The sequence below is a fragment of the Limnohabitans sp. Rim28 genome, from assembly GCF_000293865.2.
Taxonomy (GTDB): domain Bacteria; phylum Pseudomonadota; class Gammaproteobacteria; order Burkholderiales; family Burkholderiaceae_C; genus Limnohabitans_A.
The window spans coordinates 285,241-299,791 of the sequence record NZ_ALKN02000002.1 but is presented as its reverse complement, the minus strand read 5'-3'; the positions used below and the strand labels follow the sequence as shown (position 1 = coordinate 299,791).

The 14,551-nt window shown below is 60.1% G+C and carries 13 protein-coding genes; 8 read left to right on the top strand and 5 right to left on the bottom strand.

Annotated elements, in window-relative coordinates; all coding sequences use genetic code 11:
* Positions 1-10 precede the first annotated feature (10 nt).
* The 4 genes from B472_RS03985 (at position 11) to B472_RS03970 (ending at position 3,785) form a co-directional block, all read left to right on the top strand.
* Entirely contained in the window at positions 11-1,294 is a 1,284-nt protein-coding gene (locus B472_RS03985; RefSeq protein WP_026039234.1) for a malonyl-CoA decarboxylase, read from the top strand.
* A gap of 27 nt (positions 1,295-1,321) precedes the next feature.
* A complete protein-coding gene (locus B472_RS03980; protein WP_019425465.1) occupies positions 1,322-1,555 on the top strand; it encodes a hypothetical protein in 234 nt (77 codons plus the stop codon).
* Between the two features lie 2 nt (positions 1,556-1,557).
* The gene (locus tag B472_RS03975) at positions 1,558-2,607 is read left to right on the top strand and encodes an adenosine deaminase (protein ID WP_026039233.1); all 1,050 of its coding nucleotides are present in this window, start codon (positions 1,558-1,560) and stop codon (positions 2,605-2,607) included.
* A gap of 92 nt (positions 2,608-2,699) precedes the next feature.
* Positions 2,700-3,785: a BMP family ABC transporter substrate-binding protein gene (locus B472_RS03970; protein WP_019425463.1), complete on the top strand. Its 1,086-nt coding sequence runs from the start codon at positions 2,700-2,702 to the stop codon at positions 3,783-3,785.
* Positions 3,786-3,878: 93 nt separating this feature from the next.
* Here the strand turns inward: B472_RS03970 and B472_RS03965 are convergent, their stop codons facing one another.
* The 3 genes from B472_RS03965 to B472_RS03955 are packed head-to-tail and all read right to left on the bottom strand — an operon-like array spanning position 3,879 to position 6,983.
* Complete coding sequence (locus B472_RS03965; protein WP_019425462.1) at positions 3,879-5,249, bottom strand: MmgE/PrpD family protein; 1,371 nt, start codon at positions 5,247-5,249, stop codon at positions 3,879-3,881.
* Between the two features lie 28 nt (positions 5,250-5,277).
* Positions 5,278-6,249 carry a tripartite tricarboxylate transporter substrate binding protein gene (locus tag B472_RS03960; protein ID WP_019425461.1) on the bottom strand — a complete coding sequence of 324 codons (972 nt, stop codon included), beginning with the start codon at positions 6,247-6,249 and terminating at the stop codon, positions 5,278-5,280.
* The gene (locus B472_RS03955; RefSeq protein ID WP_019425460.1) at positions 6,246-6,983 is read right to left on the bottom strand and encodes a GntR family transcriptional regulator; all 738 of its coding nucleotides are present in this window, start codon (positions 6,981-6,983) and stop codon (positions 6,246-6,248) included. Before B472_RS03955 ends, B472_RS03960 begins: the two co-directional genes overlap by 4 nt.
* Positions 6,984-7,181: 198 nt before the next feature.
* On the opposite strand from B472_RS03955, the gene dcd reads away from it, so the two are divergent.
* From dcd to B472_RS03935, 4 genes are all read left to right on the top strand, one after another.
* On the top strand, positions 7,182-7,751 hold the full coding sequence (gene dcd, locus B472_RS03950; RefSeq protein ID WP_019425458.1) for a dCTP deaminase: 570 nt from the start codon (positions 7,182-7,184) through the stop codon (positions 7,749-7,751).
* A gap of 54 nt (positions 7,752-7,805) precedes the next feature.
* Entirely contained in the window at positions 7,806-9,260 is a 1,455-nt protein-coding gene (locus B472_RS03945) for a DEAD/DEAH box helicase (RefSeq protein WP_019425457.1), read from the top strand.
* Positions 9,261-9,327: 67 nt separating this feature from the next.
* Positions 9,328-11,511: a TonB-dependent siderophore receptor gene (locus B472_RS03940; protein WP_116798584.1), complete on the top strand. Its 2,184-nt coding sequence runs from the start codon at positions 9,328-9,330 to the stop codon at positions 11,509-11,511.
* Positions 11,512-11,527: 16 nt separating this feature from the next.
* Positions 11,528-12,394, top strand: coding sequence for an alpha/beta hydrolase (locus B472_RS03935; RefSeq protein WP_019425455.1), 867 nt, complete (start codon positions 11,528-11,530; stop codon positions 12,392-12,394).
* Positions 12,395-12,422: 28 nt separating this feature from the next.
* Here B472_RS03935 and B472_RS03930 read toward each other — a convergent pair whose 3' ends face one another.
* Together B472_RS03930 and B472_RS03925 are read right to left on the bottom strand one after the other, a co-directional pair.
* Positions 12,423-13,394 carry a tripartite tricarboxylate transporter substrate binding protein gene (locus B472_RS03930; protein ID WP_026039232.1) on the bottom strand — a complete coding sequence of 324 codons (972 nt, stop codon included), beginning with the start codon at positions 13,392-13,394 and terminating at the stop codon, positions 12,423-12,425.
* 32 nt (positions 13,395-13,426) lie between these two features.
* Positions 13,427-14,548, bottom strand: a complete 1,122-nt coding sequence (locus B472_RS03925; protein ID WP_019425453.1) for an NADH:flavin oxidoreductase/NADH oxidase — start codon at positions 14,546-14,548, stop codon at positions 13,427-13,429.
* Positions 14,549-14,551: the final 3 nt, after the last annotated feature.

Here is a 14,551-nt window from a genome sequence, read left to right as displayed (position 1 = left end):
CGAGGGCACCATGCTGGAACGCTTCATTCAAAATAAAAAACTCGATGCCGCCAAGCAAGCCACCAAAAAGCTCTTGAGTGCCCGGGGCGAGGCCAATGCGCAAAGCATGGCCGTCAAGTTGATTGACAACTACGAGCACTTGGACAAGCGCAGTCAAACAGATTTTTTCCACCACTTGTCCAACGAGTTCAATCCAGACCCAGCGATGGTGATGGATGCCGCCAACCGCTACAACACCGAGCGCAACGAAGCCAGCCTGATCCATTTGTTCCAGACGGTGGAGCCGCCCCGGCAAGAGCTGCTGCGGCGGGTCAATCGGGCGCCTGCCGGGACCGCCACGATTTTGAAGATGCGTCAGACGCTGTTGTCGTACTTGAAGGACCATCCTGCCTTTCGGGCCACCGACGCAGACATGCACCACTTGCTCAGCTCTTGGTTCAATCCCGGCTTTTTGGAGCTGCACCAAATCACCTGGAACTCACCCGCCCAGTTGCTCGAAAAAATCATTGAGCATGAATCGGTGCATGCCATCGATGGTTGGGACGATCTGCGCCGCCGCTTGCAGCCTGACCGCCGTTGCTTTGCTTTTTTTCACCCCCAGTTGCCGGGGGAGCCTTTGATTTTTGTCGAGGTGGCGCTGGTGCCCGGCATTGCCAGGGACATCGGTGGACTGATCAACAAGCAGGCGCCTGTCGGAGAGCCCAAAAGCTTCAAGTCGGCGATCTTCTATTCCATCAGCAATTGCCAGCCGGGCCTCAAGGGCGTGTCTTTGGGCAATTTTTTGATCAAGCGTGTCGCGCAAAAACTGATCGAAGAAATCCCCACGCTCAAAACCTTTTGCACCTTGTCCCCAATTCCGGGTTTCACCCAGTGGCTCGATGCCGGTGCCCCTTTGCTTGAGGACAAGCTCAGCCCTGCGCAGTTGCGCAAATGGCAAGAGGCGCAAAAAACAGTGGACGCTGGAAGTGCGCCGTGGGCTGACCGCTTGAAATCAGGCTGGCACCCCGATCGGGCAACAGAGGCTGAAAAAACGGCTTTGATGCGTTTGGGTGCTTTGTATTTGATGCTTAAAACCCCCGAGACACGGGGCGATGCGGTGGGCAAATTTCACCTCAGCAATGGGGCCACACTGCACCAAATCAATTGGGCGGCTGACTTGTCCAAAAAAGGTCTGCAACAGTCAGGCGGCATCATGGTCAACTACCTCTACGAGTTGGACAAAGTGGAGGAGCAGCACGAGGCGTTCAGCAACAAGACCGTGTGTTTTTCACGCGCTGTCGAGAAGCTCGTCTAAGCGGTCCATGGCGTCCGAAAGCGCTGCATGCCGAACAGCCTGTTAAAACCCCTGAACGAAACAGTCTGCGCCTTGCACGCCCCCTCGGGTTTGCATGTGGGCAACTTCAAATGGCTCAATGGCCAGTGGAAATTCAAGGCGATCGGTTACGGGCCAACAGGCCAAGTGATGCCTGGCCATGGGCCTTTGACGGACAGACACAACGCCTGCTTTGATCGGCTGGATGAAGCCCTCATTCGGGCCCAATTTTTTGAGGAATGAGCATGTTCAAAGTCCACGCCGTAGCGCCTGACCGTTTGCCCGAGTTGCTGCGCGCCATGCCCAAGGCCGAGCTGCACATCCACATCGAGGGCTCTTTAGAGCCCGAACTGATCTTTGCATTGGCCCAGCGCAACGGCGTGCCGCTGCCCTATGCCGATGTGGCCGCCTTGCGCAGTGCCTATGCCTTCACCAACCTGCAAAGTTTTCTGGACCTGTATTACGCCGGCGCCAGCGTGCTGTTGCACGAGCAGGATTTTTACGACATGGCCTGGGCCTATTTTGAAAAGGCCGCCGCCGACCATGTGGTCCGGGCCGAATTGTTTTTTGACCCGCAAACCCACACGGCGCGGGGTGTGGCCATGGGCGCGGTCATCGAAGGCCTGAGCCGCGCTTGCCGCGATGCACACACCCGGCTGAACATCAGCGCCGATTTGATTTTGTGCTTTTTGCGCCACCTGTCCGAAGACGACGCTTTGGCCACACTGGAAGAGGCCATGCCCTGGCGCGAACACTTCATCGGCGTGGGGCTCGATTCGAGCGAGCTGGGTCACCCGCCCGAAAAGTTTGCCCGCGTGTTTGCCCGTGCCCGCGAGCTGGGCTTGCACTGCGTGGCCCATGCGGGCGAAGAAGGCCCGCCCGCCTACATCTGGGGCGCCCTGGATGTCCTGCAGGTCGAGCGCATTGATCACGGCGTGCAGGCCATCCACGACACAGCCCTGATGCGCCGCCTGGCCGACAGCCAGATGCCGCTCACCGTGTGCCCGCTGTCCAACCTCAAGCTGTGCGTGTTCAACAGCCTGGCTGATCACAACCTGGGCCAGATGCTCGATGCCGGCTTGTGCGTGACGATCAACTCAGACGACCCGGCCTATTTTGGCGGTTACTTGAACGACAACTATGTGCAGACTTTTGCAGCCCTGCACTTGAGCGCGCAGCAAGCTTACAAGCTGGCCGCCAACAGCATCGAAGCGAGCTTTGCACCCGAGGCTGACAAGCACCGCTGGATGCATGCATTGAAAGCGTGTTTTCAGGGGTTTGTGGAGCAGGACTGAGTGTCTCTTCGCTCTTGCTAAAATTCACCACAAAGCCCGCCGCCCCGGCGGGCTTTGTTTTGTGCAATCTCGGGGCCATGTAGAGGACTACCATGTATAAAAACCTCGCAGCCACGCTCGTGGCCGCCTGCTTTTTTCTCCCGGCCGCTCAGGCCCAAACTCCCGCCAAATCCACCGAGCCCATCAAGGCTGGTTTTGTCTATGTCTCGCCCATCACCGAGGCGGGCTGGACGCGCCAGCATGACGAAGGCCGTAAGGCGGTCGAGCGTGCTTTGGGTGATCAGGTCAAGACCACCTTTGTGGCCGATGTGCCCGAAGGCGCGGACGCCGAGCGCGTGATCCGTGACCTGGCCAGCCAAGGCCACCAGATCATCTTCACCCCCAGCTTTGGCTACATGGAGCCCACGCTCAAGGTGGCCAGAGATTTTCCGAATGTGAAGTTCGAGTCGGTCACCGGCTTCAAGACGGCGCCCAATGTGGCGGCGTCGAACGCCCGCTATTACGAAGGCCGTTATCTGGCGGGCATCGCGGCCGGCCGCATGACGCAATCGAATGTGGCGGGTTATGTGGCCGGTTTTCCGATCCCCGAAGTCTTGCAAGGCATCAATGCTTTCACGTTGGGCATGCGCTCGGTCAACCCCAAAGCCACCGTCAAAGTGGTTTGGCTCAACGCCTGGTTTGACCCACCCAAAGAGCGCGAAGCGGCCATGGCCTTGTTCAATCAGGATGTGGATGTGATCGCCTTCCACACCGGGTCGACCGCCGTGATGGCCGCCGCGCAAGAGCGCGGCAAGATGGCCGTGGCCTACCACTCCGACATGCGCCGGGTCGGCCCAGATGCGCAGATCATCGCCGTGACGCACCAGTGGGGCGATTACTACACGTCCAGAGTCAGGGCCGCCATGTCGGGTACATGGTCCTCTGGCAGCGTGTGGGGCGGCATCAAAGACGGCATGATCCGCGTCGGTGAATTCGGCCCCAAGGTGCCCAAAAAAGTGCAAGACGAGATCCTGGCCCAACAAAAGCGGGTGGGCTCAGGCCAATTGTTGCCTTTCACAGGTCCCATCACCGACAACGAAGGCAAGGTGGTGCTGCCTGCAGGCCAGTCTTTGAGCGATGCCCAAATCTTGAACATGAACTACCTGGTGCAGGGCGTTCAGGGGCGCATCACGCGTTAAGGCCTTCAGGCCTGGCAGTGCGGTGCCTGCCGATGCTGCATGAAAAAAGCCGAGGCTGGGAGGCCTCGGCTTTTTTGTGGGACCTGAATGAACTCAGGGTTTGAGCAAGGCCAGCAAGCCTTGCAGGTCAGGCGCTTGCCCAAGGTTCCAGCAGCTCTTCAAGATGGCGTTGACACGGTCTGCACCCAAGATGGGGTCGGACAGGTCGCGGAACTTGCCCTCCAGGTCGGCATCGGTCATGGGTTTTTGCAGGGAACCAATCGCGTGTTCCACATGCACTTTCACACTGCGGCCATCCATCAGGTGGGCCGTGACGTAAACGCTTTCTTCGCGCACCGAGGTGTCCACCACCGCTTGCACCTTGTCGCGCAGGCTGACCACGTCTTCACGGCGCACGATGTGGTCTGAAAACTCGTCTTCGCCCGCACGCCCAAAAATCAGACCCACTGCGCAGCCGTGGTACACGCTGAACTTGCCTTGCAGGCCGTCTTGCGGCGTCTTTTTGCCCGTCAGTTCCAGCACCAGAGGGTGTACGCGCAATTCGATGCGCTTGACTTCTTCCGCCTTGACACCTTGTGCACGCAATTGGGCGCAAGCGTCGATGCTGGGGTGGATCACGATGCCGCAGGCAAAGGGCTTGTAGGCGTTGAAGCTGATTTCAAAGCGCTGGCCCAATTCGTCTTGCGCCTCGCGCCAATCGTATTTGGTGGACAAGACCTGCGCCCAGCCGCGTGGCGCTTCGAGCGCACGGGCGCTGGACGTGAAGCCGTGCTTGGCCATGAGGGCCGACATCAGGCCCGCGCGAGCTGCGCCGCCTGGGTGGAAGGGCTTGGTCATGGTGCCAAACTGTTCACGCAAGCCCACGGGTTGCGAAGCCGCAATGCCCAAAGCCATGGCCGTTTGCTGGGCATTGAGCCCCAACAAACGGGCGCATGCTGCGGCCGCACCCAGGGTGCCTGTGGAGCCGGTGATGTGCCAGCCGCGGTCGTAGTGTTGGGGGTACACCAGATTGCCCATGCGACAAGCCACGTCAACGCCCAGCACCAGCGCGTCAAGCACTTGCCTGCCCGAGCTGTTTTGGGTTTCGGCCAAGGCCATCACCGCCGAGGCCACGGGGCCGGCGGGGTGGATGATGGTTTTGAGGTGGGTGTCGTCAAAGTCAAAGGTGTGCGACGAGATGCCGTTGATCAGGGCCGCATTGGCCATGTCCACCCGCTCCGCGCGCCCTGCAATCGTGGCTTGCTGCGCAGGTGCCAGCATGTTGACGGCAGCCAAGGCCGACTCGACGGCCTCGTGCTTGGCCGCACCAATCGCACAGCCCAGCCAGTTGAGAAAGGTGCGGTGCGCCTCGTGGTCCACCGCATCACTCCAACCTTTGGAGGGATGTTCGGCCACAAAGCGGGCGAGTTCGGCGGTGATGGGGGGCGCGTTGTGGTCAGCGGCCACTGCGGTGTTGATCGTCATGTGCAGTCCAGTCAGGGTTTCAAAAAAATCAGGCGTCCAGGTTGATCTTGCGTTCGCGGGCCAAGTCGGTCCAGCGGGCCAAATCGCGCTTCATGTACTCGAGGAATTGGTTGGGCGTCATGGGTGTGAGTTCCACGGCTTCGGCGCTGAGCTTGTCGCGGAAATCCGGTTGTGCCAGCACCTGGGCGATGGCGTCGTTGATCTGCTTGACGATGGGCGCAGGCATGCCGGCCGGACCGACCACGCCATACCACTGCTGGGCGTCAAAGCCTTTGAGGCCTGCTTCTTCCATGGTGGGGACATCCTTGAGCGCAGGGTGGCGCTGGTTGCCAGTGACGGCGAGCGCACGGATACGGCCACCCCGGATGTGCGGCAAGGCCGCTGCCAGACCGGGAAACATGGCCTGAGTTTGTCCGGCGATCAGGTCGGTGGTGGCGGGCGCAATGCCCCGGTAGGGGATGTGCACCATGAAGGCGCCGGTCTGCAACTTGAACAACTCGGCCGTCAGGTGGGTCAAGGAGCCCGCACCGGCCGAGCCGTAGGAGATTTTTCCGGGGTTTTTCTTGACGTACTGGATGAACTCTTTGACGTCCTTGGCCGGCGCATTGGCGTTGACCACCAGCACATTGGGGGTGGTGCCAATCATGCCCAGGGGCGTGAAGTCCTTGATCGGGTCATAGGTGAGTTTGCGCGTGGCCGGGGCGGTGCCGTGTGTGGCGACATAGCCCTGCATCAGGGTGTAGCCGTCGGCTGGGGCTTTGGTGGTCATCACGGAGGCGATCACGCCACCGCCGCCGCCATGGTTTTCCACCACCATGGACTGGCCCAGCACTTTGCCCAGACGCTCGCACAATTGGCGGCCGATCATGTCCGAGCCACCACCGGCGGCCACGGGCACGATGTATTTGATCGGGCGATTGGGGTAGGCGGCCTGGGCCAAGGCCAAGTCGGGCAAGGTCAGCATCAATGGGGCGGCCTGGATCAGGGTGCGTCGTTTCATGGTGTCTCCTTTGGGTGGGTGGGGGTTGGCATGCTGTGCTCAGCGGTGATGCTGGGTTTCAAACGGGCAAAAGCACTGGCCACGTGCGTGGCCAGCAAGTCTTTGGCGCGTTCTGAGTCGCCCTGGGCGATGGCAAGGGTGATGTTTTGGTGCTCGGCAATCGAGGTTTTCATGCCCGTCACATGCGACAAGCTTTGCAGCCGGGCCAGGTGCAGTTTTTGGACGACTTCTTGGTAGGTGCGACTGAGTTGTTCGTTTTGGGCACCTTGCACAATCAACCAATGAAAGTGCAGGTTTTCAGAGTAATAAGCGGCCAGGTTGGCGGCCTCTTGTGCCGCCATCATCAGGGCGATGGACGCCCCCAAGGCCTTGGCCAGTTCTTGTCGGGGGGTGGCAGCCAAGTTGGCGGCTTTGGCGCCTGCAAAGCTGTCCAGCAGGCTGCGGATTTCGTACAAATCCTGAACCTCTTTTGCCTCAATGGCGCGGACAAAAACGCCAGCGTGTTTGCGGGAAACCACCAAACCTGAGCTCTCAAGCTCTCGCAAAGCTTCGCGCACGGGTACCCGCGAAACCTGCAGACGGTTGGCCACATCGGGCTCGCTGATCCTGTCGCCAGGTTTGATGTCCCCTTTGAGAATGTGCTCCAACAAGTCTTCGCGCACCAATTTGGCCAGCGAGGTGTCTCGCATCGTTTTGATGCGATCCGAGGTGTCGGCGGTGATCCAAGGCAGCATGGTGTGAAATTCCGAATTTTGAATATCGTATACGTTATTCGATTGGCGAAATGGGTGGGGTGGTCCATGCCATGACACGCCACAAGGGCTTTGCCAAGCAACCATGGCATGGCCAGTTCAACCAAGGGTCTGTCTGTGGCCCAGGTTCCATGTTCGGCATCGCGCTTTAAAATGCGGGCAAATCACCAAGGGCCACACATGAGCATCAAGAGCGACAAATGGATCCGCCGCATGGCTGAGCAGCACGGCATGATTGAGCCGTTTGAGCCGGGCCAGATTCGCCAAAACGCGGCGGGACAAAAAATCGTGAGCTACGGCACCAGCAGCTATGGCTATGACATCCGCTGCGCACCCGAGTTCAAAGTGTTCACCAACATCTACAGCACGGTGGTGGACCCCAAAAACTTCGACGAGCGCAGTTTTGTGGACATCGAAGGCGATGTTTGCATCATCCCGCCCAACAGTTTTGCGCTGGCCCGCACGGTCGAATATTTCCGCATTCCACGCAATGTGCTGACCATTTGCCTGGGCAAAAGCACTTACGCCCGCTGCGGCATCATCGTCAACGTCACACCGTTTGAGCCCGAATGGGAAGGCTATGTGACGCTGGAATTCAGCAACACCACGCCGCTGCCCGCCAAAATTTATGCCGGTGAAGGTTGCGCGCAAGTCTTGTTCTTAGAAAGCGACGAAGTCTGCGAGACCAGCTACAAAGACCGTGGCGGCAAATACCAAGGCCAAGTGGGCGTCACGCTGCCCAAAACCTGAGGGCCAAAGCCTGTTTTCAGGGCGGTCGGCTCAAAATGCGACAATAGTGGGTTAATGACCGACTCTTTTTCCAATTTATCGCTGGCGCCTACGCTGGCACGAGCCGTGGCCGAAATGGGCTACGAATCCATGACCCCTATCCAGGCCCAAGCCATTCCGGTGGTGTTGACGGGCCAGGATGTGATGGGCGCAGCCCAGACCGGCACAGGCAAAACCGCAGCGTTTTCGCTGCCCTTGCTGCAACGCCTGCTCAAACACGAAAATCCCTCCACCTCGCCCGCCCGTCACCCGGTACGCGCCTTGGTGTTGTTGCCCACGCGTGAGTTGGCTGACCAGGTGGCCCAACAAATCAAGATGTACGCCAAGTACACCCAACTGCGCAGCGCCGTGGTGTTTGGTGGCATGGACATGAAGCCCCAGACGCTGGAGCTGAAAAAAGGCGTTGAGGTGCTGGTCGCCACCCCCGGCCGCTTGCTGGACCACATCGAAGCCAAAAACGCGGTGCTCAACCAAGTTGAATATGTGGTGCTGGACGAAGCCGATCGCATGCTGGACATTGGCTTTTTGCCCGATTTGCAGCGCATCCTGAGCTATTTGCCCAAGCAGCGCACCACCTTGCTGTTCTCGGCCACGTTCTCACCCGAGATCAAGCGCCTTGCTGGCAGCTACCTGCAAAACCCGATCACCATCGAGGTGGCCCGTCCCAACGAGACGGCATCGACGGTGGAGCAGCGTTTTTACGCCGCCCAAGACGACGACAAGCGCCGCGTGATCCGCAAAGTGCTCGACGACCGGGGCATCAAACAAGCGTTCATTTTTGTGAACAGCAAACTCGGCTGCGGCCGTTTGGCGCGCTCCTTGGAGCGCGAAGGCCTGCGCACCGCTGCTTTGCACGGTGACAAGAGCCAGGACGAGCGCCTGAAAGCCCTCGAAGCCTTCAAAAAAGGCGAAGTCGATTTGCTGGTCTGCACCGACGTGGCTGCCCGGGGTTTGGACATCAAGGATGTGCCGGCGGTGTTCAACTTTGACGTGCCTTTCAACGCCGAAGACTATGTGCACCGCATTGGCCGCACGGGCCGCGCCGGGGCATCGGGTTTGGCCGTGACTTTGGTCAGCCCATCGGACGCCCGTTTGGTGGGTGACATCGAAAAGCTGATCAAGAAAAAGCTGGAAGTCGAAACCCTGCAGCTTGACACCCGTCCCGCAGGCCCACCGCCTGAAAAGTGGGGCGAACGCGCCGAAGACCGCCCACGCGCCCGCAGCCAAGAAGGCCGCCGCCGCGACGACTACGATCCACGTGATGCTTTGGATGCACCGCGTGAGCGCCGTGGTGGTTTCCGTCCCGCGCCCATCAACCGCGATCCGTTCTTTGAGAAACCCTACGAGGCACCCGCTCAAGAGAGTTCACCCAGCTGGGAACCCACCGCGCCCAGGGCCGCCAGGTCTTCCATCTCGGCCAACATCAAGCCCAAACGCAAAGTCGCCGCTTTGTTCAAATCGGGCGATTGATCACTGAGCGGGCTGGGTTTTAAGGGGCCGACACACCATGGTCGCACGCCCCTGTCAAAATCGCAGCATGCACCGCTCCACAAACCACCGTCTTAAACCGCTTGCGATGGCCCTCCAATGGGCCATGGCAGGTTTTGTCGTTCTCCCTTGGGCTGCTTTGGCGCAAAACGCCAACCCGCCCGGAGGGGCTGCCAACACGACCGATCTCGGCCAGGTCGAGGTGCGGGGCAACCGCAACAACGACACCGAAATGCGGCGCGAGTCTTCGGCCGCCAAAATTGTGATTGGCCGCGAAGAAATCCAAAAACAAGGCGATGCAAATTTGGGTGAAGTGCTCAAACGCTTGCCCGGCGTGACCGTGCAGGGTGCGCCTGGACGCGGTGGTGCCATCCGCATGCGCGGTCTGGGCGGCGGCTACACCCAAATCTTGCTCGACGGTGAGCGCTTGCCGCCGGGCTTTTCGATCGACAGCTTGCTGCCCGAACAGGTTGAGCGGATTGAAATCTTGCGTGCGCCCACGGCAGAAACAGGCGCCCGCGCGATTGCGGGCACCATCAACATCGTGTTGCGCGAAGGCCAAAAGGCCAACCCCGATGATTTGAAAATCACCCGCTCGCGGGAGTATGGCCACGATTCCACCCTGCTCAATTGGGTACACAACCTCAACATCCAGCCTTTAACGGGCACGCTCACCATGTCGGTGACTGACCAATACCGACCCGATTCGAGCAGCACGGTGATCTCTTCCAATGTGTTGGGCGACAGCACCCGCAGCAACGAATCTCTGGGCCGGCGACAAGCCATGCATGCCAATGCGCGCTTGCAATGGCGGGGCGAACAAGGCAAGACGCTGACCTTGACCCCATTCTTGGTGTATTCAGATTTTGCAGGCAATGGCCTGATTCAAGCCAACCGATTGGATGCTGGGGGTATGGCCTCTGAAACGGCACAAACGCTCAACCAAAGTCGTTTTGCCATGGCGCGGCTCAATGGCCAATGGGCCCAACGCCTGTCAGCCGATGACCGCTTGGAAGTGCGCTTTGGTGTGGGCCAGTCCGAGTACGACCTGCGCATGGACCAGACCCTGACCACGCCGAGCGCTAGCCCCCCTTTGTTGCTGAACACCACGCAATTCCAGAACTTTGTTGACCGCTCCGGCAGCCTGAGCAGCAAGTGGACCCGTGCCATGGACAACGGCCACCAAGTGGTCAGCGGCTTGGAGTTGGAAGGCGTGCGCCGGGTTGAAGAGGCCCGGGGCTTGCTGGATGACAACGCAGGCGATTTGACGGCCAGCACCCTGCGGTGGGCAGCCTATGCCCAAGACGAATTCAAAATCAACCGCCATTGGTCTGCCCATACCGGCTTGCGTTACGAGACCATCACGACCGAGGCGAACGGCACCTCGGGCTTGAAGTCCAACACCAGTTCTGTGTGGACCCCTTTGCTGCATGCCTTGTGGAAACCCGATCCCGCCAAGCGAGACCAGGTGCGCATGAGTTTGACGCGCAGCTACCGAACCCCCACGTTGCACAACCTGATGGCGCGCCCCGTGAGCTCGGGTGAAGTGATCAGCCGACCCACCCGTCCTGACCGCATTGGCAACCCAGACCTCAGGCCCGAGTTGGCCACCGGCGTCGATGTGGCCTTTGAGCGTTATCTGGATGGCGGTGGTGTGCTCAGTGCCAACGTGTTTCGCCGAGAAATCACCGACCTGATCCGTTACACCGTGACACAGCAAAACGGTCGCTTCGTGTCATCCCCCATCAACATTGGCGATGCATCGACCCAGGGCCTGGAGTTGGAAGCGAAGTTCCGGCTCAACCAAGCCTTCACCGGTGCTCTGCCGATCGACATCCGCAGCAACGCCAGTTTTTTTGGCTCCAATGTCAAGCAAGTGCCTGGCCCCAACAACCGGCTTGATCAGCAACCCGACATGACGGCCAACCTGGGCGCCGACTACCGGATTCGCCGCGTGCCCTTGACCCTGGGCGGCAACCTCAACTGGAACCCCGATTACGACACCCGCCGCACCGAGCAGTCCATGTTCTACCAAGGCGTCAAACGGGTGGTCGATGTGTACGGCTTGTGGCGCATTTCGCCCGCCAGTGCTGTCCGGCTGACGGTCAGCAATTTGCAGCCGCGCGACTACATCACCGCCAGTACCTTTGACAACGGCACCTACAAAGAGTCGTCTCGCACCACAGACCGCAACTGGCGCAACGTCCAACTGCGCCTGGAAATGAAAATCTGATTTGAAGGAGATCCGCATGGCCGTCAAAAATGCCGAATGGCACGATCGCATGTACAACAACCGGGCCCTGGTGCCCGACTTTGCCGACCACTTTGCCCATTGGCAAAATGCCTCGGTTCAGGCCCGCGCCCAACTGAAGTCCACGCTCGATGTGCCCTATGGCGAAGGCGTGGGCGAGACGCTCGACATCTTTCCTGCCAAAGACGCGAACGCGCCCGTGGTGATCTTCATTCACGGTGGCTACTGGCGCAGCCTGGACAAATCCGACCACTCGTTTGTGGCGCCAGCCTTGCGCGACATGGGCGCTTGTGTGGTGGTGGTCAATTACGCCTTGTGTCCCGGCACGCCCGAGCAGCCCGTCACCATCCCCGACATTGCCTTGCAAATGGCCAAGGCCACGGCATGGGTCTGGCGGCACATCGCCGAGCACGGTGGTGACCGCAGCCGCATCAGTGCCATTGGCCATTCAGCGGGCGGCCATTTGGCGGCCATGCTGCTCGGCTGCAACTGGAAGCAAGTGGGGCGCGATTTGCCCTCCGGCTTGGTTCGCAAAGCCATGTCGATTTCGGGCTTGTTTGATCTGGAACCCATTCGCAAAACGCCGTTTGTGCAGGCCGATTTGCGCATCACCCCGGCCCATGTGCGCATGGCCAGCCCCGCCAAATGGCAACGCCCGCGTCAAGGGGTGCTCTACACCGTGGCCGGGGGTGACGAGAGCCCCGAATTTTTGCGCCACAACCGTTTGATTCACCAAGCTTGGGGCCCCAAAACCGTGCCCGTTTGCGAAGACTTGGCGGGCCTCAACCATTTCAACATCGTTATCTATTTGACGCGGCCAGGCACGCGTCTTCATGCACTGGCCAAGCAGTTGATCGCCGCATAAAAAAAGCCCCGCATTGCGGAGCTTTTTTTCAGTCCAACTTGATGTTGGCGGTCTTGATGGCCTGGGTCCAGTCTGCGATTTCGCGGTCCAGCAGTTTGGTCATGTCGGCTGGGGCGAGAAAGCGCACCTCAATGCCCGCTTGGTCAGCCCGCTGCTTGCTCTCAGGCAAGTCCAGACTGCGCTTCACGGCATCGGCCAACTGATTCACGGTGGCCGTGGGCGTGCCGGCTGGGGCATACAGGGCCACCCAAGCTTCCAAGTCAATGTTGGGGTAACCCGCTTCGGCCATGGTGGGCACTTGGGGCATGCCGGGGTGGCGTTTTTTGCCGGTGACCGCCAGCGCCTTGAGTTTGCCCGCCTGGATGTGTTGCATCACCGAGGGGGGCGTGGTCATGAACACCTGCACTTGGCCCGCCAGCACGTCGGCAATGGCCTGGCCCGAACCCTTGTAGGGCACATGCACCAAATCCACAGCGGTTTGCTGTTTGAAGATTTCGGTGCCGATGTGAGACACCGAACCATTGCCCTGAGAGGCGTAGTTCAGCTTGCCTGGGTTTTGCTTCAAAAACGCGATGAATTCACGCATGTTGTTGGCCGGCACCGAAGGGTGCACCGCCACCACGTTGGTGGCCACAGTGATCAAGCCCACAGGCGTCAAATCTTTCAGCTCCCAAGGCAGTTTGCTCATCAAGATCGGGTTGGCAATGTGGTAACCCGAGTAAGACACCAACAAGGTGTGGCCATCTTTGGGGCTGCGCGCCACTTGTTGGTAAGCCAGGTTGCCGCTGGCGCCGCCTTTGTTGTCGATCACGACCGACTGGCCGATCAAGCGGCCCAAAGGTTCCGAAATCAAGCGCGCTGAAGTGTCGACCAAGCCGCCGGGTGGCACCGGCACCACCAGGGTGATCGGCTTGCTGGGGAAGGCCTGTGCCATCAAGGCCATCGGGGCGCACAAGGCAGCCAGGGCCATCAGTTTGGAAAATTTGCGACGTGTTGTCATGGGGGTCTCTTTTTGGGGGTGGGTCATAAAAATCAGCGCATGCCGATTTTGGCGTCGTTGAAAATGTTCTTCGCTTCGCGGGGCAGGCTGCGCCAGTACTGGTGTTGTGAGTCGACGGTGCCGCCCAGCGCCACAGCCGCTTCCCAGCCCCAGCGTGGCTTGTACAAGAAAGAACGGGCCAGCGCCACCAGGTCGGCGTCGCCGCGCTGCAGCACGGCTTCGGCTTGCGCGGGCTCGGTGATCAGGCCCACGGCAATGGTGGTCAGGTCCGATGCGGCTTTCACGGCTTTGGCCAAGTGCACTTGGTACTCCGGCCCCAAAACGATTTTTTGCAAAGGCGAAACACCGCCCGACGAAATGTGTACGAACTGCGCCCCGGCTTGCTTGAGCTGCACGGACAGTTCGGCAGTTTCTTCCACCGTCCAACCGCCATCGACCCAGTCGGTGCCCGAAATGCGCATGCCCAGCGTGCCACCAAAGGCCTCGCGCACGGCTTTGAACACTTCCATCGGCAAGCGAATGCGGTTTTCAAACGAACCGCCATAGGCATCGGTGCGCTGGTTGGAAATGGGCGACAAAAATTCGTGCAGCAAATAACCGTGCGCGGCATGCAACTCGATGGCCTCAATGCCCAATTCGTGGCTGCGGCGGGCGGTGTTGACAAAGTCGGCCTTGAGTTGAGCGATGTCGGCCAGGCTCATCGCGGTGGGTGGCGCTTCATTGGGCAGATGGGGCAGGGCGCTGGGGGCCACGGGCTGCCAGCCACCGTCTTCGGGGGCGATCAGCATGCCGCCATCCCATGGGGCCGCGCTCGATGCTTTGCGGCCCGCATGACCAATTTGAATGCACACGGGCATGGCGGGGGCCAAATGGCGGGCGCGGTGCAGTTTGTCGCCCAGCGCCGCTTGGGTGGCGTCGTCCCACAAGCCCAGGCAGCCGGGGCTGATGCGGCCCACCGCCGACACCGCCGTGGCCTCGATGACGAACAGGCCCGCGCCGCTGTTGAGCAAGTTGGTCCAGTGCGTCAGGTGCCAGTCGGTGGCTTGGCCGTTGTCGGCCGAGTATTGGCACATGGGTGCCACCACGATGCGGTTGGGCAAGGTGAGGGGGCCAGAGGGTGCGTTGAAGGTGAAGGGCGTGAAAAGCAGGCTCATGGT